Here is a 24,062-nt window from a genome sequence, read left to right as displayed (position 1 = left end):
GCATATACAAAACCCAGAGCGGTAACCGTGCACCAACGCTCTGGCTCGCTTCCTGCAGTACCCATCACCATCGGCCCGGAACCCGTCCGGCCACCAAGAAAAACAACAGGTGAATCTATGCCAAGCGATCATTCCGCCGGCTCGCCGGCAGGCTCTTCCGTCGACTTCGAAAAAGTCGGCTCGGACTATTTCCAGCAACGTGAATTGAAAAAAGGCGCCGCCGGCTGGGTCCTGCTGGTCGGCCTGGGCGTGGCCTACGTCATCTCCGGCGACTATGCCGGCTGGAACTTCGGCCTGGCCCAGGGCGGCTGGGGCGGCATGTTCCTCGCCACCCTGCTGATGGCCACCATGTACCTGTGCATGTGCTTCTCGCTGGCCGAGCTGTCGTCGATGATCCCCACCGCAGGCGGCGGCTACGGCTTTGCCCGCAGCGCCTTCGGCCCCTGGGGCGGCTTCCTCACCGGCACGGCGATCCTCATCGAGTACGCTATCGCCCCCGCCGCCATCGCGGTATTCATCGGCGCCTACTGCCAGTCACTGTTCGGCATCGGCGGCTGGATGATCTACCTGGCGTTCTACATCGTGTTCATCGGCATCCACATCTTTGGCGTGGGTGAGGCGTTGAAGCTGATGTTCATCATCACCGCCATCGCAGCCATCGCTCTAGCCGTGTTCCTGGTGAGCATGGTGCCCCATTTTGATGCAGCCAACCTGTTCGACATCGCCAAAACGGACGCTGTGGGCGCCAGCAGCTTCCTGCCGTTCGGCTATGTCGGCGTGTGGGCGGCCATCCCCTATGCCATCTGGTTCTTCCTTGCCGTAGAGGGCGTGCCGCTGGCTGCCGAAGAAACCAAGAACCCCAAGCGTGACCTGCCACGCGGCCTGATCGGCGCCATGCTGGTGTTGCTGGCCTTCGCCCTGCTGATCCTGGTGGTCGGCCCCGGCGGCGCAGGCTCCGAAGCACTGAAAGCGTCCGGCAACCCGCTGGTAGAAGCCTTGTCCAAGGCCTACGGCGGTAGCACCTGGATGGGCGGCTTCGTCAACCTGGTCGGCCTGGCTGGGCTGATCGCCAGCTTCTTCTCGATCATCTACGCCTACTCCCGGCAGATCTTCGCCCTGTCCCGCGCCGGCTACCTGCCGCGCAAGCTGTCGGAAACCAACAAGAGCAAGGCCCCGGTACTGGCCTTGATCATCCCCGGGATCATCGGCTTTGCCCTGTCGCTGACCGGCCAGGGTGACCTGCTGATTCTGGTGGCGGTGTTCGGCGCTACCCTATCGTACGTGCTGATGATGGCCGCGCACATCACCCTGCGCATCCGCCGGCCGAAGATGGAGCGCCCATACCGCACCCCCGGTGGCATCTTCACCTCGGGCCTGGCACTGGTACTGGCCTGCATCGCCGTGGTCGCCGGTTTCCTGGTAGACCCACGGGTGGTGATTGGCGCCGCAGTGATCTATGCGGTATTAATTGCCTACTTTGCTTTCTACAGCCGCCACCACTTGGTCGCGGGTACACCGGAAGAGGAATTCGCCGCGATCCAGAAGGCCGAAGAGGCCTTGCACTGATCGCCGCCACCCGCCGCGGGGCAACCCGCGGCTCTGGAGACTCTGTATGGCAAGTTTCGTACACACGGTCGGCCACCTGGTCTACCGCTTCGACAGCCTCAAGGAAGTGATGGCCAAGGCCAGCCCCGCCCGCTCGGGGGACTACCTGGCGGGCGTGGCGGCCAGCAATGATGGCGAACGGGTCGCCGCGCAGATGGCCCTGGCCAATATCCCGCTGACGCATTTCCTCAACGAAGCGCTGATCCCTTACGAAGATGATGAAGTCACGCGCCTGATCATCGACACTCACGACGCCCAGGCCTTCGCCCCGGTCAGCCACCTGACCGTGGGTGGCCTGCGCGACTGGCTGCTGAGCGAAGAGGCCAACGAGGACAGCCTGCGCAGCCTGGCACCCGGGCTGACGCCGGAAATGGCCGCAGCGGTGTCGAAGATCATGCGCGTGCAGGACCTGGTGCTGGTGGCACAGAAGATCCGCGTGGTCACCCGGTTCCGTGGCACCATGGGCCTGCGCGGGCGCCTGTCGACCCGGCTGCAGCCCAACCACCCGACCGACGAGCCAGCCGGCATCGCCGCCAGCATTCTCGACGGCCTGCTGTACGGCAACGGCGACGCCATGATCGGCATCAACCCGGCCACCGACAGCATCGCCTCGATCTGCGCCCTGCTGGAGATGCTCGACGCCATCATCCAGCGCTACGACATCCCCACCCAGGCCTGCGTGCTGACCCACGTCACCACCTCGATCGAGGCGATCAACCGTGGCGTGCCACTGGACCTGGTGTTCCAATCCATCGCCGGCACCGAGGCGGCCAACGCCGGGTTCGGCATCAACCTGAACGTGCTGCAGGAAGGCTACGAAGCGGGCCTTTCGCTGAAACGCGGCACCCTCGGGCAGAACCTGATGTACTTCGAAACCGGACAGGGCAGCGCGCTGTCGGCCAACGCCCACCACGGCGTCGACCAGCAGACCTGTGAGACCCGCGCCTATGCCGTGGCCCGCCACTTCAAACCGTTCCTGGTCAACACCGTGGTCGGTTTCATCGGCCCCGAATACCTGTACAACGGCAAGCAGATCATCCGCGCCGGCCTCGAAGACCACTTCTGCGGCAAGCTGCTGGGAGTGCCGATGGGTTGCGACATCTGCTACACCAACCACGCCGAAGCCGACCAGGACGACATGGACACCCTGCTGACCCTGCTGGGCGTGGCCGGGATCAACTTCATCATGGGTATCCCAGGCTCCGACGACATCATGCTCAACTACCAGACCACCTCGTTCCACGACGCGCTGTACGCGCGCCAGACCCTGGGCCTTAAGCCTGGGCCGGAATTCGAGGCATGGCTGGCCCGCACCGGCATCTTCACCCAGGCCGATGGCCGGGTGCGCTTCGGTGACAACCTGCCGCCGGCCTTCCGCCAGGCCTTGGCACAGCTTGCATAGGGATGACCATGGACCACCGCACGCCTACCCCCGAAAACCCCTGGCTGGCCCTGCGCAACCTGACCCCGGCGCGCATTGCCCTGGGCCGTACCGGCACCAGCCTGCCGACCGGTGCGCAACTGGACTTCCAGTTCGCCCACGCCCAGGCACGCGATGCCGTGCATCTGGCCTTCGACCATGCCGGCCTGGCTACCCAGCTGAGTGACCGCGGGCGCGAAAGCCTGGTGCTGCACAGCGCCGCCAGCGACCGCAACCAGTACCTGCAACGCCCGGACCTGGGGCGACGGCTGAGCGAAGATTCGGTTGCCGTGCTGCGCCAGCATGCCCAGGCCAACCCCGGCGGGGTCGACCTGGCCATCGTCGTCGCTGACGGCCTATCGGCGCTGGCCGTGCACCGCCACACGCTGCCGTTCCTGGCGCGCTTCGAGGAACAGGCCGCCGCCGACGGCTGGACCAGCGCCCCGGTGGTGCTGGTGCAGCAGGGCCGCGTGGCAGTGGCCGACGAGGTCGGTGAACTGCTGGGCGCACGGATGACGGTGATGCTGATCGGCGAACGCCCGGGGCTCAGCTCGCCCGACAGCCTTGGCCTGTACTTCACCTATGCGCCAAAGGTCGGCCTGACCGATGCCTACCGCAATTGCATTTCCAACATCCGCCTGGAGGGCCTGAGTTATGGCATGGCGGCGCACCGCTTGCTGTACTTGATGCGCGAAGCCTGCCGGCGCCAGCTTTCCGGGGTGAATCTGAAGGACGAGGCCGAGGTCCATAGCCTGGAGAGCGAAAACAGCACCGGCCAGAAAGGTAACTTCCTGCTCGGCAAAGGATAAAAAACATGTCACGGAAGGCGGATTGCACTTGCGCCAAGCATTGGGCAGCATGCCTTTGAAAGCTGCTGGCAATCCGCTGTTTCCCCTAATGGACTCTGAGGGCCGCACATGCGCATCATCAAGGCAACCCTGGAACACCTCGATCTGCTTACGCCGATGTTCGTCAAATACCGCGAGTTCTATGGGCAGCTACCCTACCCCGACAGTTCGCGCAGCTTCCTGGAAAAGCGCCTGAAGCGGGATGAGTCGGTGATCTACCTGGCGCTACCCGATGATGATGACGGCAAGCTGCTGGGCTTCTGCCAGCTGTACCCGAGCTACTCGTCGCTGTCGCTGAAGCGGGTATGGATTCTCAACGATATCTACGTGGCCGAGGACTCGCGGCGCATGCTGGTGGCCGACCACCTGATGCGCGAGGCGAAGAAAATGGCCAAGGAAACCAACGCCGTGCGCATGCGGGTGTCGACCAGTGCAGACAATGAGGTAGCGCACAAGACTTACGAATCCATCGGGTTTCGTGAGGATAACGAGTTCAAGAGCTATATCCTGCCGATCAGCCAGGATTGACCTGCACCGGCCTTTTCGCGGGTAAACCCGCTCCCACAGGCATAGCGGCACATCTGAAGTCGGTTCTGTACCTGTGGGAGCGGGTTTACCCGCGAAGAGGCCGGTACAGGAGTACCCCCTGCCGTAACCCCCCGCTACAAACTCCCCGGGCATGATCCTGACTTAGCCGTATAATGGCCCACCTGTCGTGTGTGAAAATTTACCCATCCGCAGGTAACCGAGCCTACGCCCAAGAACACAGGTGCTGTACATGGATTTCAACCCGCTGGACCTTATCCTGCATCTCGATGCCTACCTCGATCTGCTGGTCACCAACTACGGTCCCTGGATCTACGCCATCCTCTTCACCGTGATCTTCTGTGAAACCGGGCTGGTGGTCATGCCCTTCCTGCCTGGCGATTCGCTGCTGTTCATTGCCGGCGCCGTGGCCGCCGGTGGCGGCATGGACCCGTTGCTGCTGGCCGGCCTGCTGATGGCCGCCGCGATCCTCGGCGACAGCACCAACTATGTGATCGGCCGCACGACGGGCGAGCGGTTGTTCAACAACCCCAACTCGAAGATCTTCCGTCGCGACTACCTGCAGCGTACCCACGACTTCTATGAACGCCACGGCGGCAAGACCGTGACCATGGCGCGCTTCCTGCCCATCCTGCGCACCTTTGCGCCGTTCGTCGCCGGCATCGCCCACATGCACTACCCGCGCTTCCTCGGTTTCAGCGCCGCCGGTTCGCTACTGTGGGTCGGCGGCCTGGTGACACTGGGCTACTTCTTCGGCAACGTGCCATTCATCAAACAGCACCTGTCGCTGATGGTGGTGGGCATCATCATCCTGTCGCTGGTACCGATGATCCTCGGCCTGCTGCGTGGCCGTCTGGGCCGCACGGCCAAAGCGCACTGAAACTTGCCGATGTGGTCGTTCAGCGCCTGGCGGCGCAAGCGCACCCTGGCGCGCTATCCCATCACCCCCCAGCAATGGCAGGCCGTGCGCGAGCGCCTGCCAATGCTGGACGGCATCACTGACGAAGAGGATCGCTGGCTGCGTGAAGCCTGCATCCTGTTCCTGCTCGACAAGCACCTCACCTGCCTGCCCGGCGTCGAGCCGGATGACGAGCAGCGCCTGTTGCTGGCGGCCCAGGCGCAATTGCCGCTGCTGCACCTGGGCGAGCTGAACTGGTACCAGGGTTTCCACGAAATCATCCTCTACCCAGACGATTTCAAGAGCCCCCAGCGCCACCGCGATGCCAGTGGCGTGGAGCACGTGTGGGACGGTGAGCACAGCGGCGAAGCCTGGCAGCAGGGCCCGATCATCCTCGCCTGGAGCGGCGTGCTGGCCAGTGGTGGCTGGGAGGCCTACAACCTGGTCATCCATGAACTGGCGCACAAGCTCGACATGCTCAATGGTGATGCCAACGGCCTGCCGCCGCTGCACAGCGGCATGCCCGTGGATGAATGGGCAACCGCCATGCAACAGGCCTATGACGACCTCAACCGCCAGCTGGACGCCAACCCCGACGCCGAAACCGCCATCGATCCATATGCCGCAGAGAACCCCGCAGAGTTCTTTGCCGTAACCAGCGAGTACTTCTTTAGTGCTCCCGACCTGCTGCAACAGGCTTATCCACAGGTCTACCGCCAGTTGTCGCTGTTCTACCGCCAAGACCCGCTGGCGCGCCTGTGCCGGCTGCAGGCCGAACACCCGGAATACCGCGAAAGCCACGCCTGACGGGGCCGCACATCAGGCCAGGCGTGGCATGCCCATGCAGAATGTGCCTATAATCGCCGCCACTTTTTTGGTCAAACACGGGGGCACTGCCCAATGAGCTACAGCAAGATTCCGGCGGGCAAAGACCTGCCGAACGACATCTACGTCGCCATCGAGATCCCGGCCAACCACGCGCCGATCAAATACGAGATCGACAAGGACAGCGATACCCTGTTCGTCGACCGTTTCATGGCTACCCCGATGTTCTACCCAGCCAACTACGGCTTCATCCCGAACACCCTGGCCGATGACGGTGATCCGCTGGACGTGCTGGTCGTTACTCCTTACCCGGTAGCCCCAGGTTCGGTTATCCGCGCCCGTCCGGTCGGCGTGCTGAACATGACCGACGACGGCGGCGGCGACGCCAAGGTCATCGCTGTTCCTCACGACAAGCTGTCGCAGCTGTATGTCGACGTGAAGGAATACACCGACCTGCCAGCCCTGCTGATCCAGCAGATCGAGCACTTCTTTGCCAACTACAAAGATCTCGAGAAGGGCAAGTGGGTCAAGATCGAAGGCTGGGAAGGCGCTGACGCCGCCCGCGCCGCGATCACCAAATCGGTTGCTGCCTACAAGGGCTGATGCCGGTTGCATGAAGAACCCCGCCTCGGCGGGGTTTTTTTATGCCTGATGGATGGCTGGTCGCCCTGGCACTGGATGACCTGCCTGCGCAGCACTTTTGTGGGAACAACTGTCTTGCTCAAATTCTAGATGCCGGCGCGATCCCTGTGGGAGCGGGCGTGCCCGCGAACACCGGCGCAGCCGGTGCCAGCCACCGCGTTGGCCTCTTCGCGGGCACGCCCGCTCCCACAGGAACCGCGCACTTGCCTGGGAGAGTAAAAAATCCTACGCAGTCCTACTCCAACGCCCTACAAACAGGCGCTTTTCACACAAGCCCCATCAACATCCGGTTCATATCCTTGCTGGCATCCCGCCGCTACACTCGCCGCCATGAACACATCCGGTGACAGACTCAAAGCCCTCCTCCACGAATGTGGCCTGACCTCTTCCGATTTCGCCGCCCAGCGCAGCGTCACGCCCCAGCACGTCAACAACTGGCTCAAGCGCGGCGTGCCCCTGGCCCGGCTGGACGAAATGGCGGACCTGTTCTGCGTGCATCGTCGCTGGTTGCGCACGGGCGAAGGCCCCAAACACCACAACCCGATCCTGCGCACCTGCCCACCGGAGCCGGCGCCCGCCAACCCGCGCACGCCGCTATCGGCGCAAGGCGGCCGTACATTGAAGGTGCCCTTTTACGAGTTGCACAACGGCCTGCTGTCGCCCGTGGCCGGCAAACACCTGTGCCTGCCCGCAAAAGCCCTGAAAGGGTTGGGAGTGCATGCCGACGACGCCATCTGCCTGGCCATGCCCGCCAGCAACATGACCCCGCTGATTCCGCTGCAAGCTACCCTGGCCATCGACCTGGGCATGACCCAGGTGGTCGAGGGCGAAACCTATGCCCTGCTGCACAACGGCGTGCTCAGGGTTAACAACCTCAGCCTCGGCCAGCACGGCACGCTGTACCTGCACAGCCATGATCGGCGCAACTATGCGGTCGAACGCTACACCGCCGCCCAGCGCCAGACACAAGGGCTGAAGGTCCTGGGCTGGGTGTTCCACTGGTCGCATTTCCGCCAGCAACGGCCCGACTGAAACAACCTGTGCCATTTTTTGCTGGGCATCCTGCGCGCGCCCTTGTATGCTACGCCGCACATTCAGCCCCGACCGGCGCAAGCCGCGGTCCAGAGGGCTCGGCGATATCCCACACGGGCATCTGCCATCTCTTTCAGGCCCTTGATGGCCACACAGTTAAGGCGATTGCGGCTTACCATAAATTAGTCGGAAGCGTCCCCGAGAAGCCGGCCACAAGCCGGCTTTTTAATGCCCGAGTAAAAGCCACTCCCACCCTTTGCAGACTGTTGCAGGCTTCCCGGACACTGGCGTTGCAGCCAGACCATAGGGTTCGCCAGTACATCCAGTCAGAAGCTGACAAAAAAGTAATCTGAAGCTCAGCCAGATGACAGCGCAGGTCCGCTAGCGTGAATGATGATTGTGGGCCTCTCGTCCCACGGGCTGGGCATTCAACCGCTGAATGCCAGCGACTTCACGACTGACTGGACGCAACGGCATGCAAAGCAAAACCACCAGACGCTCCTTCGTCAAAGGCCTTGCCGCTACCGGACTGCTTGGCGGGCTTGGCATGTGGCGCGCGCCGGTCTGGGCCGTGACCAGCCCGGGCCAACCGAGTGTGCTGAGCGGCACCGACTTCGATCTCTACATCGGTGAGCTGCCGGTCAACATTACCGGCGCTGCGCGCACAGCGATGGCCATCAACGGCTCCATTCCCGGGCCCATCCTGCGCTGGCGCGAAGGCGATACCGTCACGCTGCGTGTGCGCAACCGCTTGCAGCAGGACACCTCCATCCATTGGCACGGCATCATCCTGCCGGCGAACATGGACGGCGTGCCGGGCCTGAGCTTCCATGGCATCGCCCCCGACGGCATGTATGAGTACAAGTTCAAGGTCCAGCAGAACGGCACCTACTGGTACCACAGCCACTCCGGTTTCCAGGAGCAGGTCGGGGTGTATGGCGCCCTGGTCATCGACGCGAAAGAGCCTGAGCCGTTCACCTATGACCGGGACTACGTGGTCATGCTCAGCGACTGGACGGATGAAGACCCTGCACGGGTGCTGTCCAAGCTCAAGAAGCAGTCCGACTACTACAACTACCACAAGCGCACGGTGGGCGATTTCGTCAACGATGTGAGCGAAATGGGCTGGTCCGCCGCGGTAGCCGACCGCAAGATGTGGGCCGAGATGAAAATGAGCCCCACCGATCTCGCTGACGTGAGCGGCTACACCTACACCTACCTGATGAACGGCCAGGCCCCCGACGGTAACTGGACGGGCGTGTTCAAGCCGGGCGAGAAAATCCGCCTGCGCTTCATCAACGGCTCGGCCATGACGTATTTCGATGTGCGAATTCCCGGCCTGAAGATGACGGTTGTCGCGGCGGATGGGCAGCATGTCAAACCCGTTGCGGTCGACGAGTTCCGCATTGCCGTTGCCGAAACCTACGATGTCATCGTCGAACCCGAAAGCGAGCAGGCTTACACCATTTTCGCCCAATCCATGGACCGTACCGGGTATTCCAGGGGCACCCTGGCGGTTCGCGAGGGCTTGCAGGCCCCTGTTCCCGCTGTCGATCCACGGCCGACCATTTCCATGAGCGATATGGGCATGGACCATGGCGGTATGGGCGGCATGGATCACGGCAGCATGGCCGGCATGGACGACGGTGACATGGCTGGCATGGACCACGGCAGCATGGACCATGGCAGCATGGCCGGCATGGACCATGGCGAAATGGCTGGTACCAGCGCGCCCATGCAGAGCCACCCAGAGTCCGAGACCAACAACCCCCTGGTCGACATGCAAACGATGACCCCGACGCCAAAACTGGGCGATCCGGGCATCGGCCTGCGTGACAACGGCCGCCGTGTGCTGACCTATGCCGACCTGCGCAGCACCTTCCCGGACCCGGACGGCCGCGCGCCTGGTCGCACAATCGAGTTGCACCTAACCGGCCACATGGAAAAGTTCGCCTGGTCCTTCGACGGCATCAAGTTTTCCGATGCCGAGCCACTGCGCCTCAAGTATGGCGAGCGCCTGCGCATCACCCTGGTCAACGACACCATGATGACTCACCCCATCCACCTGCATGGCATGTGGAGCGACCTGGAGGATGAGAACGGCAACTTCATGGTGCGCAAACACACGATCGACATGCCGCCTGGCTCAAAACGAAGCTATCGCGTCACGGCAGATGCCTTGGGGCGCTGGGCCTATCACTGTCACCTGCTGTTCCACATGGAAATGGGCATGTTCCGCGAAGTCCGCGTGGACGAATGAACTGGAGATCCGAGATGAGCAAACCAATGAAACGAAGCGCGTTTTTCCTCTCTGCTGCGATAGCCGGCCTGTTTGCAGTTTATGCCCCGGCATCCTGGTCCGACGGCAACGATCAGCAGTCTGCCGATGCCAAGGAAGCCAGGAGTGCCCAAGGCATGGACCATGGTGCGATGAAGGGCATGGACCATGGCGCCATGAAAGGGATGGATCACAGCTCGATGAAAGGTATGAACCATGACGCCATGAAGGGTATGGACCATGGTTCGATGCAGGGCATGGACCACGGCAAGATGATGGAATCCCATGGCAGTAACAAAGCCAAGGCAGGGAAAGATGCTCAATAGCCTGGCACGACCATCGCTGCTGGCACTGACCGTTACGCTGGGGGCGCTGGGCGCTGCGCCCAGCTTCGCCGCTGAAGAAATGGACCATTCGATGATGGACCACGGCGAGATGGATCATGGCAGCATGCAGGGCATGGACCATGGCGCGATGAATCATGGAGCTATGAATCATGAGGCTATGGACCATTCGACAATGAACCAAGGCTCGGCGGATACACCGACAACAAGCCGTACCCCGATCCCGGTCCTGACCGACGCCGACCGCCAGGCAGCCTTCCCCCCATTGGGTGGGCATCAGATGCACGACAGTGCTATCAACAGCTTCTTCCTGCTGGATCAGCTCGAGTACCAAGATGCGAATGAAGGCAGCACGCTGGCCTGGGATGCTTCTGGCTGGGTAGGCGGCGATATCAACCGGCTGTGGATCCGCTCCGAAGGTGAACGCACCAACGGTGTCACCGAGGATGCCGAATTGCAGCTGCTGTACGGCCGCGCGATCAACCCATGGTGGGATTTGGTTGCCGGGGTGCGCCAGGACTTCAAGCCTGAATCTCCCCAAACCTGGGCGGCGTTCGGTATCCAGGGCATGGCGCTCTACGACTTCGAAGCCGAAGCCACCGCGTTCATTGGCGAGAACGGCCAGACTGCCGCTCGCCTGGAAGGCGACTACGACATTCTGCTGACCAACCGCCTGATCCTGCAGCCGACCGCTGAAGCCAATTTCTATGGCAAGAACGACCCTGGGCGCGGTGTGGGTTCCGGCCTGGCAAATACCGAAGTCGGGCTGCGCCTGCGCTATGAAATTGTCCGCCAGTTCGCCCCCTACATCGGCATCACCTGGAGCCGCTCCTACGGCAAAACCGCCGATTTCGTCCGCGACGACGGTGGTGATGTGGATGAAGCGCGTTTCGTGGCCGGTATCCGCATGTGGTTTTGAGAACCAGACATGAAAAGAACAATAACAACGCTTGTTGCAGCAGGCGCAGTGGCCAGCGTGGCCGTGCTGGGTGCTGCGTACTCCGGCCTGGTCAATGTGGGAGCCGATGATCCCCATTTCCCCGCCGTGCATGCCTTTCTGGCCATGGCACGCGACCGCTCGATCGCAGTACGGGCCAGGGACATCGAGGTGCCAGACCTGAAAGATGAAGCGCTGATTCGTACCGGCGCCGGTAACTACAATGCCATGTGCATCGGTTGCCACCTTGCCCCTGGCGTCGAGAAGACCGAGCTCAGCCAGGCTCTGTATCCATCACCCCCCAACCTGACCATAAGCGGGATCGGTAGCGACCCCGCTGCGGCGTTCTGGATCATCAAGCACGGCATCAAGGCCTCCGGCATGCCGGCCTGGGGCAAGAGCATGGGCGATGAATACATCTGGGGCATCGTCGCCTTCCTGGATCAGCTACCCCAGTTGAACGCCCAGCAGTACAAAACGATGGTCGCGGCCAGTGGCGGCCACCAGCATGGTGGTGGCGAAAGTGAAATGCACAACCATGAAGGCCAGCACCGCGGCAACGTGCCTGGCCACCATGGTGAGCAGGCCTCGGGCGCAAGCCAGCATGATGAGGGGCATTCAAAGGCCCATACTCATCGCGATGGCAAGCAGCACATGCATAAAGACTGAAGGCAGCTCGGCACTGCCTTCAGTTGCCACGCAGGGTACGCAGCACGCGATCCGCCAATGCCAGGCAACTGGTCAAACCCGGTGACTCGATGCCAAACAGGTTCACCAACCCCGGCACACCATGCTCGGCGGGCGTACTGATGACGAAGTCTGCCGCCGGGTCCTGCGGGCCGCTGATCTTCGGGCGGATGCCGCTGTAGGCCGGTTGCAGGCTGGCGTCTGGCAGGTTGGGCCAATAGCGCCGTACTGCAGCGTAGAAGCTGTCGCCGCGTCGGGGGTCTACCGGGTAGTCGATATTTTCCACCCACTCCACATCCGGGCCGAAGCGCGCCTGGCCGCCCAGGTCGAGGGTCATGTGCACGCCCAGGCCGGCGTGCTCCGGTGCGGGGTACACCAGGTGCCGAAATGGCGCGCGACCGCTCAGGCTGAAATAGCTGCCTTTGCATAGATAGGCCTTGGGCACATGGGCCGGATCGAGGCCGGTGATGTGCCCAGCGACTTCAACTGCCGATAACCCGGCGCAGTTGACCAGCCGCTGGCAGGTCAGGCTCATCGGCTCGGCACCGCCCATGTCCAGGCTGAAACCGGCCTCGATCACCCGCGCGGCAAGCAGTGGGGTATGCAGTACCAAGGTGGCGCCTGCGGCCTCGGCGTCACCCAGCAGGGCGAGCATCAAACCGTGGGAGTCGATGATGCCGGTGGACGGCGACCACAGCGCGGCGACACATGACAGCGCCGGCTCCAACTCACGCGCCTGGTCGGCGTCGAGCCATTGCAGGTCATCGACACCATTGCGCCGGCCCTGCTCCAGCAGGCGCTGCAAGCCTTCGACCTGGGCCGCATCGGTGGCGACGATCAGTTTGCCGAGGCGTTGGTATTCAACGCCCCGACTGTCGCAATAGGCATACAGGCGTTGCTTGCCCTCGACACACAACTGCGCCTTCAGGCTGCCGTCGGGGTAATACAGGCCGGCGTGGATCACCTCGGAGTTGCGCGAGCTGACCCCGACGCCAATGCCCTCGCCCGCCTCCACCACCAGCACTTCATGGCCAGCCTGGGCCAAGGCGCGCGCCACCGCCAGGCCGACCACGCCGGCCCCGACCACCACACACTCGATATCAACGCTCACCTGCACCTCGCTTGTCGAAAGGCTTGACTGGCCTGTATCACCTCAGGCGCCACTCTAATCAAGCAGGCCAACAGGTGTATACCGACAGGCGTTGAAACTGCCACGGCGAACGCTCATCACTGTCCCATGCCCAGCTCGGCATCATCCATCAGGCCGGTGATGGTCAGTTCTCGGACATAGCCCATCAACTCTGAGGACTGCTCGCGGGCGTCTCTGCACAGAATGCCGGGCTCGATGCGAAACAGTGGGTGGGTGCCATGTTCGCCTTGGTAGAACGTGGTCTTGCCGACAGTGAATTGGGTGTCTTCTGTGGTCATTTTTGAATCCCCTGAGAATTCTCGACTGCCTGGACGGGCCCTTTCGCGGGTAAACCCGCTCCTACATGGACCACCGATCGTTGTAGGAGCGGGTTTACCCGCGAAAAGGCCGACCCAGACAACACATCACTCAAGCCTCAGTGCAAAGTCCGAGGCTGAGCGGGCAGCAGCATGGCCTGATGCACAACGGTCGCCGCGCACAGCGCGTAGTCCGTGGCCCGGATCAGGGTGTCTTCAAGGGAATGAATATCGTGGGGTGGATCGGGGACAATCTTAAGCATGGTGAGGTTCTCAGTTGATTGGCTAGAACCGCCACTCATTACTTGCAGTGTGATGGGTGGCGGCCACGTACAGGTCTGCAAGACCGGCAGAGAACGAAACCGGCAGGTTCGAAAACCTCCCGTACGCAGCCACCCTCAAGCGCGCGCAATGGCATGCCATTGGGGCGCCAGGAAGCTATTTCAGAAATGGCCTACGCGCAACGGAAAAAATCTGATTATCAGAAGTCATACCGCGGCTCGAATGAAGGGATATCTCGGTAAACCCGTCAGCCCTTCACACACACCACCTGCCGCAAGGTGTGCACCACCTCCACCAAGTCCTGCTGCGCGCGCATCACCGCATCGATGTCCTTGTAGGCCATGGGGATCTCGTCGATCACCTCCTTGTCCTTGCGGCATTCCACATGCGCCGTGGCCCGCCGCTGGTCTTCCACGGTGAAGCGGCTCTTGGCCTTGGTCCGGCTCATCACCCGGCCGGCACCATGGCTGCAGGAACAGAACGATTCCTCGTTGCCCAGCCCTCGCACGATGAAGCTCTTGGCCCCCATCGAGCCGGGAATGATGCCCAACTGCCCTTTCTGCGCCGACACCGCCCCCTTGCGCGTCACCAGCACCTCTCGGCCAAAATGCTGCTCGCGCTGCACATAGTTATGGTGGCAGTTCACCGCTTCCAGGCTGGCCTCGAACGGTTTGCCGAGCGCCTTGCGAGCCGCACCGACCACCGCCAGCATCATCAGCTCGCGGTTCTGCCTGGCGTAGTCCTGCGCCCACTCCACCGCTTCAACGTAGTCGGCGAAATGGCGGCTGCCTTCCTCGAAATACGCCAGGTCCTTGTCCGGCAAATTGGCCAGGTGCTGGCGCATGTCGGCCTGGGCCAGTTCGATGAACAGGTTGCCGATGGCATTGCCCACGCCCCGGGAGCCGCTGTGCAGCATGAACCAGACGCGGTCGGCCTCGTCCAGGCACACCTCGATGAAGTGGTTGCCGCCGCCCAGCGTCCCCAGGTGATGGCGGTTATTGGTCTTCTCCAGGCGCGGGTACTTGTCGGTGATGGCCTTGAAGCGCCCGGCCAACTGCCCCCAGGCCTTGTCCGCCTTGGCCGGCACATCGGCCCAGGCGCCCTGGTCACGTTTGCCGAAGGTCTTGCCATGCGGCACGGCGTGCTCGATGGCATTGCGCAGGCCATGCAGGTTGTCCGGCAAGTCACGGGCGTGCAGCGACGTGCGCGCGGCGATCATTCCGCAGCCGATATCCACACCCACCGCGGCGGGAATGATCGCGCCAACCGTGGGGATCACACTGCCGATGGTCGAGCCTTTGCCCAGATGCACGTCCGGCATCACAGCCAGGTGCTTGAAGATGAACGGCATCCTGGCCGTGTTGAGCAGTTGCTTGCGGGCGTCGTCTTCCACCGGTACGCCGTCGGTCCACAACTTGACCGGCTTGCCGCCGGCGACCTGGAGAATGTCCATGGGGTTGTTCCTCGAATGCATAGCCGAATGATACCGCCAAAGGTCGTAGAGCCGTGGGTTGCCAGCGAGGTGGCAATGTGCTGTATGCTTGGCGGGTCTTCAGGGCGGGGTGAAAGTCCCCACCGGCGGTAAATCGAAAGATGAGCCCGCGAGCGCCCCGGCCATGCCGGGGGTCAGCAGATCTGGTGAGACTCCAGAGCCGACGGTCATAGTCCGGATGAAAGAAGGCGTCAGGCAGGGGCCATCCGGGCGCCCCTGCGCGCGCATTTTGTTCGCCCCGAGACGTTCATCGATCATTCACGAGGAGCGTTTCATGTCCACCAAGCACCACCCGCAATTCCCCAATGTCAGCGCCGCCATCGCCGCCTTCCGGGCCGGGCGCCCTGTGCTGCTGCTCGACGACGACGACCGCGAGGACGAAGCGGACATCATCGCCGCCGCCGAGAACATCTCGCTGCAGACCATGGCCATGATGATTCGCGATTGCAGCGGCATCGTCTGCCTGTGCCTGGACGAGGCCACCGTCGACGAACTGCAACTGGCACCCATGGTGCAGAACAACCAGGCACGCCATGGCACCGGCTTCACCGTCACCATCGAGGCGGCGGAAGGCATCACCACCGGGGTGTCCGCCCAGGACCGCATCACCACCATTGGCGCGGCATTGCGCTCTACTGCGGACCAGCGCCATATCGTCAGCCCGGGGCATGTATTCCCGCTGCGCGCCCGCAATGGTGGGGTGCTGACCCGCCGTGGCCACACCGAAGGCTCGGTGGACCTGGCACGCCTGGCCGGGTTGCGCCCGGCGGCAGTGCTGTGCGAACTGATGAACCCCGATGGCACGATGGCCCGTGGCGAGCAGGTGGCGGTGTATGCGCGGCAATACAATCTGCCGGTGCTGACCATCGAGGAACTGGCGCGGTACCGTGAGGCCATGCTGGAGCTGGAAGCAGAGCCAGCCTGATCCACCGCACGGGGCCGCTTTGCGGCCCATTCGCGGGTAAACCCGCTCCCACAGGGACCGCGCAGACTCGGAACCGGTGCAGTACCTGTGGGAGCGGGTTTACCCGCGAAGAGGCCGGCAAGTGCAACCTCAGGCTGCCGGAAGTTTGCTCCCCCCGCCCCGCTCTGCTAGTGTCGCGCCGTTCTGAATGCCACCGAGACAGTCGCCATGGCCCGCAAAAAAGCCTCCCTCGATTTCGAGCAATCCCTCGCAGACCTGCAAGCACTGGTCGAGCGCCTGGAGAACGGCGAGTTGTCGCTGGAAGAGTCGCTGGCCGCCTTCGAGCAAGGCATCGCCCTGACCCGCGATTGCCAGGGTGCCCTGGCCCAGGCCGAACAGAAGGTGCAGATCCTGCTGGAACGCGATGGCGAACTGGCGGCCCAGCCCTTCGACGCGGAGCCGGAAGCATGATCGGCACCTACCAGGCCAGCTGCCAGGCGCGAGTCGATGCCGCCCTCGAACCGTTGTTCGTCGCCCCGACCAAGGAACTCGAACGCCTTTACGCCGCCATGCGCTACAGCGTGATGAACGGTGGCAAACGCGTTCGTCCGCTGCTGGCTTACGCGGCCTGCGAAGCATTGGGCGCCCCGGCCGAACAGGCCAACGGCGCAGCCTGTGCGGTGGAACTGATCCACGCGTACTCGCTGGTGCATGACGACCTGCCGGCCATGGATGACGACGACCTGCGCCGCGGCCAGCCGACCACCCACAAAGCCTTCGATGAAGCCTGCGCGATCCTCGCCGGCGACGGTTTGCAGAGTCTGGCCTTCAGCGCCTTGCTCGACCCGCGTCTGAGCCCGCAGGATGACAACATTCGCCTGGCCATGGTCCAGGCCCTGGCCAAGGCTGCCGGCCCGGCAGGCATGGTCGGTGGCCAGGCCATCGACCTGGGCTCGGTTGGCCTGAAGCTGGACCAGCAGGCGCTGGAGTTCATGCACCGGCACAAGACCGGCGCGCTGATCGAAGCCAGCGTGCGCCTCGGCGCCCTGGCCAGCGCCCGCGCCGAACAGGCGCAACTGGATGCCTTGCAGACCTATGCACAGGCCATCGGCCTGGCGTTCCAGGTGCAGGACGACATCCTTGACGTGGAAAGCGACACTGCGACCCTGGGCAAACGCCAGGGGGCCGATATCGCCCGTGACAAACCGACCTACCCGGCGCTTCTGGGCCTGGAAGCGGCCAAGGCCTATGCGATCGAACTGCGCGACCAGGCGCTGGTCGCACTGCAAGGGTTCGGCGAAAAGGCCGAACCGCTGCGGGCGTTGGCGCGTTACATCGTCGAACGCCGCAACTGATTTGACTGGGGCCGCTGTGCGGCCCTTCGCGGGCAAGCCCGCTCCTACAGGACAGCGCTGCACCTGTGGGAGCGGGCTTGCCCGCGAAGGGCTGCACAGCAGCCCCATGCGACACCCGTCTGAATGGGCAGTATTTCCTACAATGGGGTAAACTGCCGCGTCTTCACACACCTATAACGACTCGCCTGATGCCCACGACGTTTCAAGAGATCCCCCGCGAACGCCCGGTCACGCCGTTGCTCGACCGCGCTGACACGCCTGCCGGCCTGCGCCGGCTGGCCGAAGCCGACCTGGAGACCCTGGCCGACGAACTGCGCCAGGAACTGCTCTACACCGTGGGTCAGACCGGTGGGCATTTTGGTGCCGGCCTGGGCGTCATCGAGCTGACCATCGCCCTGCACTATGTCTTCGACACCCCCGACGACCGGCTGGTGTGGGACGTGGGGCACCAGGCCTACCCGCACAAGATCCTCACCGGGCGCCGTAACCGCATGCTCAGCCTGCGCCAGAAGGGCGGCATCGCCGCCTTCCCGCGCCGCAGCGAGAGCGAGTACGACACCTTCGGCGTCGGCCACTCCAGCACCTCGATCAGCGCCGCACTGGGCATGGCCATTGCCGCCCGCCTGCAGAACAGCGACCGCAAGTCGATCGCGGTGATCGGTGACGGCGCGCTGACCGCCGGCATGGCCTTCGAGGCGTTGAACCACGCCCAGGAAGTCAACGCCGACATGCTGGTGATCCTCAACGACAACGACATGTCGATTTCGCGCAATGTCGGCGGCCTGTCCAACTACCTGGCCAAGATCCTCTCCAGCCGCACCTACGCGAGCATGCGCGAAGGCAGCAAGAAAGTGCTGTCGCGCCTGCCAGGCGCCTGGGAAATCGCCCGCCGCACCGAGGAGTACGCCAAGGGCATGCTGGTGCCGGGCACGCTGTTCGAAGAACTGGGCTGGAACTACATCGGCCCGATCGACGGCCACGACCTGCCGACCATGATCGCCACCCTGCGGAATATGCGTGACCTCAAGGGCCCGCAGTTCCTGCACGTGGTGACCAAGAAGGGCAAGGGCTTCGCCCCGGCCGAGATCGACCCTATCGGCTACCACGCCATCACCAAGCTGGAGCCGGCCGACAAACCCGCCGCACCGAAGAAAGCCAGCGGCCCAAAATACTCCGCGGTGTTCGGCCAGTGGCTGTGCGACATGGCTGCCGCCGACAACCGCCTGGTGGGCATCACCCCGGCGATGAAGGAAGGCTCCGACCTGGTCGAGTTCAGCGAACGCTACCCGGAGCGTTACTTCGACGTGGCGATTGCCGAGCAACATGCCGTGACCCTGGCGGCCGGCATGGCCTGCGAGGGCAGCAAGCCGGTGGTGGCGATCTACTCCACCTTCCTGCAGCGCGCCTACGACCAGCTGATTCACGACGTGGCGGTACAGAATCTTGACGTGCTGTTCGCCATCGACCGCGCCGGCCTGGTCGGCGAAGACGGCCCGACCCACGCGGGCAGCTACGACCTGTCGTACCTGCGCTGCATCCCGGGCATGCTGGTGATGACCCCAAGCGACGAAAACGAACTGCGCAAGATGCTCAGCACCGGCCACCTGTACAACGGCCCGGCGGCTGTGCGCTACCCGCGTGGCACCGGCCCGAACGCGCCGATCAGCGGTGACCTGGAGCCGCTGGAAATCGGCAAGGGCGTGGTCCGTCGCCAGGGCGAGAAAGTCGCTTTGCTGGTGTTCGGCGTGCAACTGGCCGAGGCCATGCAGGTGGCCGAGCAGATCAACGCTACCGTTGTGGACATGCGTTTCGTCAAACCGCTGGACGAGGCGCTGGTGCTGGAGCTGGCTGCAAGCCATGAGCTGCTGGTAACCATCGAAGAAAACGCCATCATGGGCGGTGCCGGTGCGGCTGTGGGTGAGTTCCTGGCCAGCCAGGCGATCGTGAAACCGCTGCTGCACCTTGGGTTGCCGGACATCTATGTCGAGCATGCCAAGCCGGCGCAGATGCTGGCTGAGTGCGGGCTGGATGCGGCTGGGATCGAGGCTTCGGTGACGGCTCGGATGGCCAGGCTCGGGTTGTAATCCCTTGGGGGCCGCTTTGCGGCCCTTTCGCGACACAAGGCCGCTCCCACAAAGGTCGTGCAAGCCACCAAGCCTTGCGCAGTCCCTGTGGGAGCGGCCTTGCGTCGCGATCGAGGGCGCAGCCCTCGCAAAAGCTTACTTGGACGCCGGCGCGTTAGCCTCGAGCAACGCACACAAACGCGCCGTAGCTTCGATCATCTGCCCACTAGGCCGCTCCAGGCCCTTGTCTGGCACCACCAGTAAACGATCATCGGCAACTGCACGCAGTTGTGGCCAGGCCTTCCAACCCGCCAGCTGCGCCTGATCACCCGCCAGAATGACCTGCGGGTTGCGCAGCAGCACAGACTCCACATTTACCTGCGGCGCCGCCTGGGTGAGATCGGCGAAGACATTACGCGCGCCGCAAACGGCCAGGGCATCGCTGACCACCTGCCGGCCACCGAGCGTATACAGCGGTCGGTCCCAGACCTGGTAGAACACCTGCAAGGGCTCGTCCCGTCGATACTGCTGGCGCAGCTGCCGCAGTCGGTCACGCAGGGCCTGGGCATACCGATGGCCCTGTTCGGCACGGCCGATTCGTTCGGCGATGGCTTCGATCTGCTCGATCAGCTGGTCGATATCATGGGGTTCTGCGCTGTACGTTGCGATACCCAGGCGCTTGAGCTGGTCGCGTTGGGCCGGCGGCACGCTGCCCGGCCACAGCAGCAACAGGTCGGGGCGCAGGCTGAGCAGGCGTTCGAGGTCCAGTTGCCCCTGGCGCCCCACCGAGGGCAACTCGCGCAGCGCCGCCGGCCGTTCGCCACCGTCGAGCACACCGACCAGCAGGTCATCGGCCTGCAGTTCGAGCATGATCTCGCTCATCGACGGGGCCAGGCTGACCACTCGCAGGGGTTCGGCGGCCAGTGTGGAGCAGACGAGCAGCGCCAACAGGCCGGGCAGCAGGCGCATCAGCCGAGCTGGCGTGGAATGCGATAGAGGTACAGAACCACTGCGGTGGACAACGCCAGCAGGATCTGCGGCACCGCCTCGAGGCCGACCAGCACCGACAAGGCGGCGACCCAGGCCGGCAAGCAGGCATACAGCATGGCCAGGCGCCGCACCCGCGCCAGTTCGATCCAGGCGGCGGGCTCTTCTCCAGTGCCGAGCACCTTGGAAGTGGCGATAAGGGCGCGCTTGTAGGCACCGAAGCGCGGCAGGCTGAGGAACATGGTCGCCGCGCCGGCAATGAACAGTGGCATGGCCAGCACCGAGGCAAGCGCATCACCGCCACCGAAGGCCCAGGCCATCACTGGCAGCGGCACCAGGCCCACCGCCAGGTATTGCCACCAGGCCAGCGCCAGGCGCCGCTTGACCTCGGCGCGGGTCACGCCTGAGGCACCTCGCCCTGGTGCTCGTTACCCAGCATGTGGCCCAGCTTGCCGGCCTTGGTTGCCAGGTAGTAGCGGTTGTGCGGGTTGTGCCCGGTGTGCAGCGGTACGCGCTCGGCGACGACGATGTTCATGTCGGTCAGGGCTTTGACCTTGCGCGGGTTGTTGGTCATCAGGCGCAGCGACTTCACGCCCAGGTGCTCCAGCATCGGCAGGCACATGGCGTAGTCGCGCTGGTCGGCGGCGAAGCCCAGGCGCTCGTTGGCCTCGACGGTATCGGCGCCACCGTCCTGCAGCTCGTAGGCGCGAATCTTGTTCAGCAGGCCGATGCCACGGCCTTCCTGGCGCAGGTACAGCAGCACGCCACGGCCTTCACGGGCGATGGCCTGCAGCGCGGCTTCCAGCTGCGAGCCGCAGTCGCAGCGCTGGCTGAACAGGGCATCGCCGGTCAGGCACTCGGAGTGCAGGCGCCCCAGCACCGGCTGGCCGTCCGCGATGTCACCCAGGCTGAGCACCACGTGCTCACGGCCAGTGGCTTCGTCGAGGAAGCCATGCATGGTGAAGGTCGCGAAGGGAGTCGGGAGTTTAGAGGCGGCAACAAAGACGACGGGCACGTTGTGCTCCTGGAATAAGTTTAAATTTCTCGTGGGCCGATTGTATCAGCAGGTTGGGGGATGTGGGCTGGCTGAATATCGTGGGGTAAGATCGAAAAGTTCGATGCTTAGCAGAGGTCTGTACGCAATCCTGTGGGAGCGGGCATGCCCGCGAACACTGGCGTAGCCGGTGCCTCCCACCGCGGTGGATTCTTCGCGGGCACGCCCGCTCCCACAGGTCAATGCGGGTTGCTATCCGGGCTGAACGGATACGGCTGCTGCCAGTGCTCGAAGATCGGCTTCAGCTCGCCACTGCGCACCAGCTCGGCCATGCGCTTGTCGAACAGGTCGCGCAGGGCCTTGGCCTGGTCGTTGCGGGCAAAGGCCAGGTACAGCGGCAGCTCGGCCACATGGGTGCGGCGGAAGCGCTCGGGTTGGGAGGTCTGGCCGAGCACGTAGTCGACCTCGGTCAGCGCATCGATGTAGTAGTCCACGCGGTCATGCTCGAGCATCGGCAAAATGCCTTCGCGGCGCTGGACTTCGCGAAAGTCATGCACATTGGGCAGGTAGCTGCCGAAATCGTAGCCACGCACCCAGGCCAGGCGGTACTGGCCTATGGTCTCCTGGGTAGGCACAGGCTTGCTGACCAGCCCCAGGGCGTAGATGTGGTCCATGTCGAAGTGCCAGCGCGGGTACAGGTTGTCGTCGTTCTCGTCCTTGTACGAGCCTACCCAGGCGTCAGCCTCGCCACGCTTGACCAGCCCGATCGCACGGCTGTAAGGCGCGCTCTGGGTCACCACCTTGACCCCGGCCGGCTCGAACACCTTGCGCAGCACGTCCCAGGCTACCCCGGTACCGTCGGCGTTGGTGTAGTCGAGCCACTCTTCGCTGACCAGGTGGATCTGTTTCGGCACACCCTCGGCAGCCGCCGCCCACGGGGCAAGGCTCAGCAGCATTGCCAGCAGCACGGTCCTCATGGCCATTCACACGCTCCCTGTATCAGGCAACCGCCCAAACCAGAACCTGCATCCCCAGCCAGGCAAACACGCCAGCCAGGATATCGTCGAGCATGATGCCAACACCCCCATGCACATGGCGGTCGACCCAGCGGATCGGCCACGGCTTGAGAATGTCGAAGAAGCGGAACATCAGGAACCCCGCCAGCAGCCACTGCCAGCCTTCCGGCACCAGCCAGAGGGTTATCCACATGCCGACGATCTCGTCCCAGACAATGCCTTCATGGTCGTGCACGCGCAAGTCATTGGCGACCTTACCGCATAGCCAGAAGCCGAACAGCATGCTCACGCCCAGCAACAGCCAGTAGCCCCAGTCGGGCAGCATCTGCCACAGCGGGATGAACGGTATGGCCACCAGCGAGCCCCAGGTGCCCGGCGCCTTTGGCAAGGTGCCAGAACCAAAACCGAAGGCGATGAAGTGCCACGGGTTGCGCCAGACCGAAGGCGGAACAAACTCCGCAGGCACCTGGTTGGGGTGATCGGTCACGGTGTCTCCCTAAAATGTTGATAGCCGCGTTGCCGCGGGGTGATGTCCTGGCCCTGCCGGTCGCGCAGGCTCACACCCTGCCCTTCGAGCACCCGCCCGATGACGTGGAATGCCGCCAGGCCTTGTGCCTGCAGGGATGAAAGCTCGGCTGGCGGCAAGGTGAACGCCAGCACATAGTCGTCGCCACCGGTCAGCGCCGCCTGCACGGCCGCCTCGGCACCGAGGAACCCCTGCAGAGCGGCTGACACCGGTACCTGCTCCAGGTTCACCTCGAGCGCCACACGGGAGGCCTTGGCGATATGCCCGCAGTCGGCCAGCAAGCCGTCGGAAATATCCAGCGCCGAGGTGGCACGCCCGCGCAGCAGTTGGCCCAGGGCGAACTGTGGCGATGGCGACCAGTAATGGTCGAGCAACGGTTGCGCCAGCGCGGCATCCGCCTGGCGCTGGCCCAGCACCAGCGGCAAGGCACCCGCCGCATTGCCCAGCTCACCGCCCACGCACAGCAAGTCGCCCGGACGAGCCCCGCCACGGCGCAACGCCTGCCCCGCCGGAACCCGGCCGAACACGGTCATGGTGATACTCAGGGGGCCGCGAGTGGTGTCGCCACCGATAAGGCTTAGCTGGCAATGGCCGGCCATGCGGTTGAGGCCGCTGGCGTAGGCTTGCAGCCAGTCGGCGCTGACCTCGGGCAAGGTCAGGGCAAGGGTGAAGCCGATGGGGGTGGCGCCCATGGCAGCCAGGTCGCTGGCCGCCACGGCCAGCGAGCGCTGGCCGAGCAACCAAGGGTCGCACAGAGCCGGAAAATGCACCCCGGCAACCAGGGTGTCGGTGGACACCGCCAGTTGCTCGCCGGCAGGAAGGCCCAGCAAGGCGCAGTCGTCACCGATGCCAAGGGCCACGCCTTCACCGCCTTGCGCACAGGGCGCGGCGGCGAAGTAATGGCTGATCAGCTCGAACTCACCCATGGTCTGCAA

At 63.8% G+C, this 24,062-nt stretch carries 24 protein-coding genes, 1 pseudogene and 1 riboswitch; of the genes and pseudogenes, 16 read left to right on the top strand and 9 right to left on the bottom strand.

The window, feature by feature from the left end; genetic code table 11:
• Window positions 1-117: 117 nt before the first annotated feature.
• The 12 genes from eat to KDB76_RS03105 all read left to right on the top strand — a co-directional run bounded on the left by eat (window position 118) and on the right by KDB76_RS03105 (window position 12,044).
• Window positions 118-1,566 (top strand): ethanolamine permease, encoded by a 1,449-nt coding sequence (gene eat, locus KDB76_RS03160; protein ID WP_013970695.1) that lies wholly within the window; start codon window positions 118-120, stop codon window positions 1,564-1,566.
• A gap of 46 nt (window positions 1,567-1,612) precedes the next feature.
• The gene (locus KDB76_RS03155; protein ID WP_013970694.1) at window positions 1,613-3,007 is read left to right on the top strand and encodes an ethanolamine ammonia-lyase subunit EutB; all 1,395 of its coding nucleotides are present in this window, start codon (window positions 1,613-1,615) and stop codon (window positions 3,005-3,007) included.
• Window positions 3,008-3,015: 8 nt separating this feature from the next.
• Window positions 3,016-3,834, top strand: a complete 819-nt coding sequence (gene eutC, locus KDB76_RS03150) for an ethanolamine ammonia-lyase subunit EutC (protein WP_038410336.1) — start codon at window positions 3,016-3,018, stop codon at window positions 3,832-3,834.
• Window positions 3,835-3,942: 108 nt separating this feature from the next.
• Window positions 3,943-4,401, top strand: coding sequence for a GNAT family N-acetyltransferase (locus tag KDB76_RS03145; protein ID WP_003257044.1), 459 nt, complete (start codon window positions 3,943-3,945; stop codon window positions 4,399-4,401).
• A 250-nt stretch (window positions 4,402-4,651) separates the two neighbouring features.
• Window positions 4,652-5,299 carry a DedA family protein gene (locus KDB76_RS03140; protein ID WP_038408611.1) on the top strand — a complete coding sequence of 216 codons (648 nt, stop codon included), beginning with the start codon at window positions 4,652-4,654 and terminating at the stop codon, window positions 5,297-5,299.
• A 9-nt stretch (window positions 5,300-5,308) separates the two neighbouring features.
• Window positions 5,309-6,124 (top strand): M90 family metallopeptidase, encoded by an 816-nt coding sequence (locus tag KDB76_RS03135; RefSeq protein WP_013970691.1) that lies wholly within the window; start codon window positions 5,309-5,311, stop codon window positions 6,122-6,124.
• A 93-nt stretch (window positions 6,125-6,217) separates the two neighbouring features.
• Window positions 6,218-6,745 carry an inorganic diphosphatase gene (gene ppa / locus KDB76_RS03130; protein ID WP_003255365.1) on the top strand — a complete coding sequence of 176 codons (528 nt, stop codon included), beginning with the start codon at window positions 6,218-6,220 and terminating at the stop codon, window positions 6,743-6,745.
• Between the two features lie 369 nt (window positions 6,746-7,114).
• Complete coding sequence (locus KDB76_RS03125; protein WP_023660927.1) at window positions 7,115-7,816, top strand: XRE family transcriptional regulator; 702 nt, start codon at window positions 7,115-7,117, stop codon at window positions 7,814-7,816.
• 475 nt (window positions 7,817-8,291) lie between these two features.
• The gene (locus tag KDB76_RS03120; RefSeq protein ID WP_013970689.1) at window positions 8,292-10,076 is read left to right on the top strand and encodes a copper resistance system multicopper oxidase; all 1,785 of its coding nucleotides are present in this window, start codon (window positions 8,292-8,294) and stop codon (window positions 10,074-10,076) included.
• Between the two features lie 14 nt (window positions 10,077-10,090).
• Entirely contained in the window at window positions 10,091-10,420 is a 330-nt protein-coding gene (locus tag KDB76_RS03115) for a hypothetical protein (RefSeq protein WP_013970688.1), read from the top strand.
• Window positions 10,410-11,357, top strand: a complete 948-nt coding sequence (locus KDB76_RS03110) for a copper resistance protein B (RefSeq protein ID WP_023661459.1) — start codon at window positions 10,410-10,412, stop codon at window positions 11,355-11,357. The genes KDB76_RS03115 and KDB76_RS03110 overlap by 11 nt, the downstream gene beginning before the upstream one ends.
• 9 nt (window positions 11,358-11,366) lie before the next feature.
• The gene (locus KDB76_RS03105) at window positions 11,367-12,044 is read left to right on the top strand and encodes a c-type cytochrome (protein ID WP_023661458.1); all 678 of its coding nucleotides are present in this window, start codon (window positions 11,367-11,369) and stop codon (window positions 12,042-12,044) included.
• 19 nt (window positions 12,045-12,063) lie between these two features.
• Here the strand turns inward: KDB76_RS03105 and KDB76_RS03100 are convergent, their stop codons facing one another.
• From KDB76_RS03100 to KDB76_RS03090, 3 genes and pseudogenes are all read right to left on the bottom strand, one after another.
• Window positions 12,064-13,173, bottom strand: a complete 1,110-nt coding sequence (locus KDB76_RS03100; RefSeq protein WP_031324558.1) for an NAD(P)/FAD-dependent oxidoreductase — start codon at window positions 13,171-13,173, stop codon at window positions 12,064-12,066.
• 152 nt (window positions 13,174-13,325) lie between these two features.
• Window positions 13,326-13,490, bottom strand: a pseudogene (locus KDB76_RS03095) (DUF3077 domain-containing protein); the annotation flags it as partial.
• 547 nt (window positions 13,491-14,037) lie between these two features.
• Window positions 14,038-15,243, bottom strand: coding sequence for an RtcB family protein (locus KDB76_RS03090; protein WP_013970683.1), 1,206 nt, complete (start codon window positions 15,241-15,243; stop codon window positions 14,038-14,040).
• 91 nt (window positions 15,244-15,334) lie between these two features.
• Window positions 15,335-15,476, top strand: a riboswitch (FMN riboswitch).
• Between the two features lie 80 nt (window positions 15,477-15,556).
• On the opposite strand from KDB76_RS03090, the gene ribB reads away from it, so the two are divergent.
• From ribB to dxs, 4 genes are all read left to right on the top strand, one after another.
• On the top strand, window positions 15,557-16,207 hold the full coding sequence (gene ribB / locus KDB76_RS03085; RefSeq protein WP_013970682.1) for a 3,4-dihydroxy-2-butanone-4-phosphate synthase: 651 nt from the start codon (window positions 15,557-15,559) through the stop codon (window positions 16,205-16,207).
• Between the two features lie 207 nt (window positions 16,208-16,414).
• On the top strand, window positions 16,415-16,657 hold the full coding sequence (locus KDB76_RS03080) for an exodeoxyribonuclease VII small subunit (protein ID WP_003255380.1): 243 nt from the start codon (window positions 16,415-16,417) through the stop codon (window positions 16,655-16,657).
• Window positions 16,654-17,541 (top strand): (2E,6E)-farnesyl diphosphate synthase, encoded by an 888-nt coding sequence (ispA, locus tag KDB76_RS03075; protein WP_013970681.1) that lies wholly within the window; start codon window positions 16,654-16,656, stop codon window positions 17,539-17,541. Before KDB76_RS03080 ends, ispA begins: the two co-directional genes overlap by 4 nt.
• A gap of 188 nt (window positions 17,542-17,729) precedes the next feature.
• On the top strand, window positions 17,730-19,625 hold the full coding sequence (gene dxs / locus KDB76_RS03070; RefSeq protein WP_013970680.1) for a 1-deoxy-D-xylulose-5-phosphate synthase: 1,896 nt from the start codon (window positions 17,730-17,732) through the stop codon (window positions 19,623-19,625).
• 135 nt (window positions 19,626-19,760) lie between these two features.
• Here dxs and KDB76_RS03065 read toward each other — a convergent pair whose 3' ends face one another.
• From KDB76_RS03065 to thiL, 6 genes are all read right to left on the bottom strand, one after another.
• On the bottom strand, window positions 19,761-20,573 hold the full coding sequence (locus KDB76_RS03065; RefSeq protein WP_013970679.1) for a cobalamin-binding protein: 813 nt from the start codon (window positions 20,571-20,573) through the stop codon (window positions 19,761-19,763).
• Window positions 20,573-20,992: a hypothetical protein gene (locus tag KDB76_RS03060; RefSeq protein ID WP_013970678.1), complete on the bottom strand. Its 420-nt coding sequence runs from the start codon at window positions 20,990-20,992 to the stop codon at window positions 20,573-20,575. The genes KDB76_RS03065 and KDB76_RS03060 overlap by 1 nt, the downstream gene beginning before the upstream one ends.
• Window positions 20,989-21,606, bottom strand: coding sequence for a GTP cyclohydrolase II (gene ribA, locus KDB76_RS03055; RefSeq protein WP_003260612.1), 618 nt, complete (start codon window positions 21,604-21,606; stop codon window positions 20,989-20,991). The genes KDB76_RS03060 and ribA overlap by 4 nt, the downstream gene beginning before the upstream one ends.
• Before the next feature lie 218 nt (window positions 21,607-21,824).
• The gene (locus tag KDB76_RS03050) at window positions 21,825-22,568 is read right to left on the bottom strand and encodes a transporter substrate-binding domain-containing protein (protein WP_013970676.1); all 744 of its coding nucleotides are present in this window, start codon (window positions 22,566-22,568) and stop codon (window positions 21,825-21,827) included.
• A gap of 16 nt (window positions 22,569-22,584) precedes the next feature.
• The gene (locus tag KDB76_RS03045) at window positions 22,585-23,088 is read right to left on the bottom strand and encodes a phosphatidylglycerophosphatase A (RefSeq protein WP_004376077.1); all 504 of its coding nucleotides are present in this window, start codon (window positions 23,086-23,088) and stop codon (window positions 22,585-22,587) included.
• Window positions 23,085-24,053, bottom strand: a complete 969-nt coding sequence (gene thiL / locus KDB76_RS03040; RefSeq protein WP_038408608.1) for a thiamine-phosphate kinase — start codon at window positions 24,051-24,053, stop codon at window positions 23,085-23,087. The genes KDB76_RS03045 and thiL overlap by 4 nt, the downstream gene beginning before the upstream one ends.
• Between the last annotated feature and the right edge of the window lie 9 nt (window positions 24,054-24,062).

Origin of the sequence: Pseudomonas sp. JS425, from assembly GCF_018223845.1 — a bacterium.
GTDB lineage: Bacteria > Pseudomonadota > Gammaproteobacteria > Pseudomonadales > Pseudomonadaceae > Aquipseudomonas > Aquipseudomonas asiatica.
The sequence above is the reverse complement of the archived record's forward strand: the minus strand, read 5'-3'. Positions and strand labels throughout refer to the sequence as shown.

Bases quoted from the DNA above. Each gene is read 5' to 3' on its own strand.
- eat (WP_013970695.1), top strand. From the start codon at position 118: ATGCCAAGCGATCATTCCGCCGGCTCGCCGGCAGGCTCTTCCGTCGAC.
- KDB76_RS03155 (WP_013970694.1), top strand. From the start codon at position 1,613: ATGGCAAGTTTCGTACACACGGTCGGCCACCTGGTCTACCGCTTCGAC.
- eutC (WP_038410336.1), top strand. From the start codon at position 3,016: ATGGACCACCGCACGCCTACCCCCGAAAACCCCTGGCTGGCCCTGCGC.
- KDB76_RS03145 (WP_003257044.1), top strand. From the start codon at position 3,943: ATGCGCATCATCAAGGCAACCCTGGAACACCTCGATCTGCTTACGCCG.
- KDB76_RS03140 (WP_038408611.1), top strand. From the start codon at position 4,652: ATGGATTTCAACCCGCTGGACCTTATCCTGCATCTCGATGCCTACCTC.
- KDB76_RS03135 (WP_013970691.1), top strand. From the start codon at position 5,309: ATGTGGTCGTTCAGCGCCTGGCGGCGCAAGCGCACCCTGGCGCGCTAT.
- ppa (WP_003255365.1), top strand. From the start codon at position 6,218: ATGAGCTACAGCAAGATTCCGGCGGGCAAAGACCTGCCGAACGACATC.
- KDB76_RS03125 (WP_023660927.1), top strand. From the start codon at position 7,115: ATGAACACATCCGGTGACAGACTCAAAGCCCTCCTCCACGAATGTGGC.
- KDB76_RS03120 (WP_013970689.1), top strand. From the start codon at position 8,292: ATGCAAAGCAAAACCACCAGACGCTCCTTCGTCAAAGGCCTTGCCGCT.
- KDB76_RS03115 (WP_013970688.1), top strand. From the start codon at position 10,091: ATGAGCAAACCAATGAAACGAAGCGCGTTTTTCCTCTCTGCTGCGATA.
- KDB76_RS03110 (WP_023661459.1), top strand. From the start codon at position 10,410: ATGCTCAATAGCCTGGCACGACCATCGCTGCTGGCACTGACCGTTACG.
- KDB76_RS03105 (WP_023661458.1), top strand. From the start codon at position 11,367: ATGAAAAGAACAATAACAACGCTTGTTGCAGCAGGCGCAGTGGCCAGC.
- KDB76_RS03090 (WP_013970683.1), bottom strand. From the start codon at position 15,243: ATGGACATTCTCCAGGTCGCCGGCGGCAAGCCGGTCAAGTTGTGGACC.
- ribB (WP_013970682.1), top strand. From the start codon at position 15,557: ATGTCCACCAAGCACCACCCGCAATTCCCCAATGTCAGCGCCGCCATC.
- KDB76_RS03080 (WP_003255380.1), top strand. From the start codon at position 16,415: ATGGCCCGCAAAAAAGCCTCCCTCGATTTCGAGCAATCCCTCGCAGAC.
- ispA (WP_013970681.1), top strand. From the start codon at position 16,654: ATGATCGGCACCTACCAGGCCAGCTGCCAGGCGCGAGTCGATGCCGCC.
- dxs (WP_013970680.1), top strand. From the start codon at position 17,730: ATGCCCACGACGTTTCAAGAGATCCCCCGCGAACGCCCGGTCACGCCG.
- KDB76_RS03065 (WP_013970679.1), bottom strand. From the start codon at position 20,573: ATGCGCCTGCTGCCCGGCCTGTTGGCGCTGCTCGTCTGCTCCACACTG.
- KDB76_RS03050 (WP_013970676.1), bottom strand. From the start codon at position 22,568: ATGGCCATGAGGACCGTGCTGCTGGCAATGCTGCTGAGCCTTGCCCCG.
- thiL (WP_038408608.1), bottom strand. From the start codon at position 24,053: ATGGGTGAGTTCGAGCTGATCAGCCATTACTTCGCCGCCGCGCCCTGT.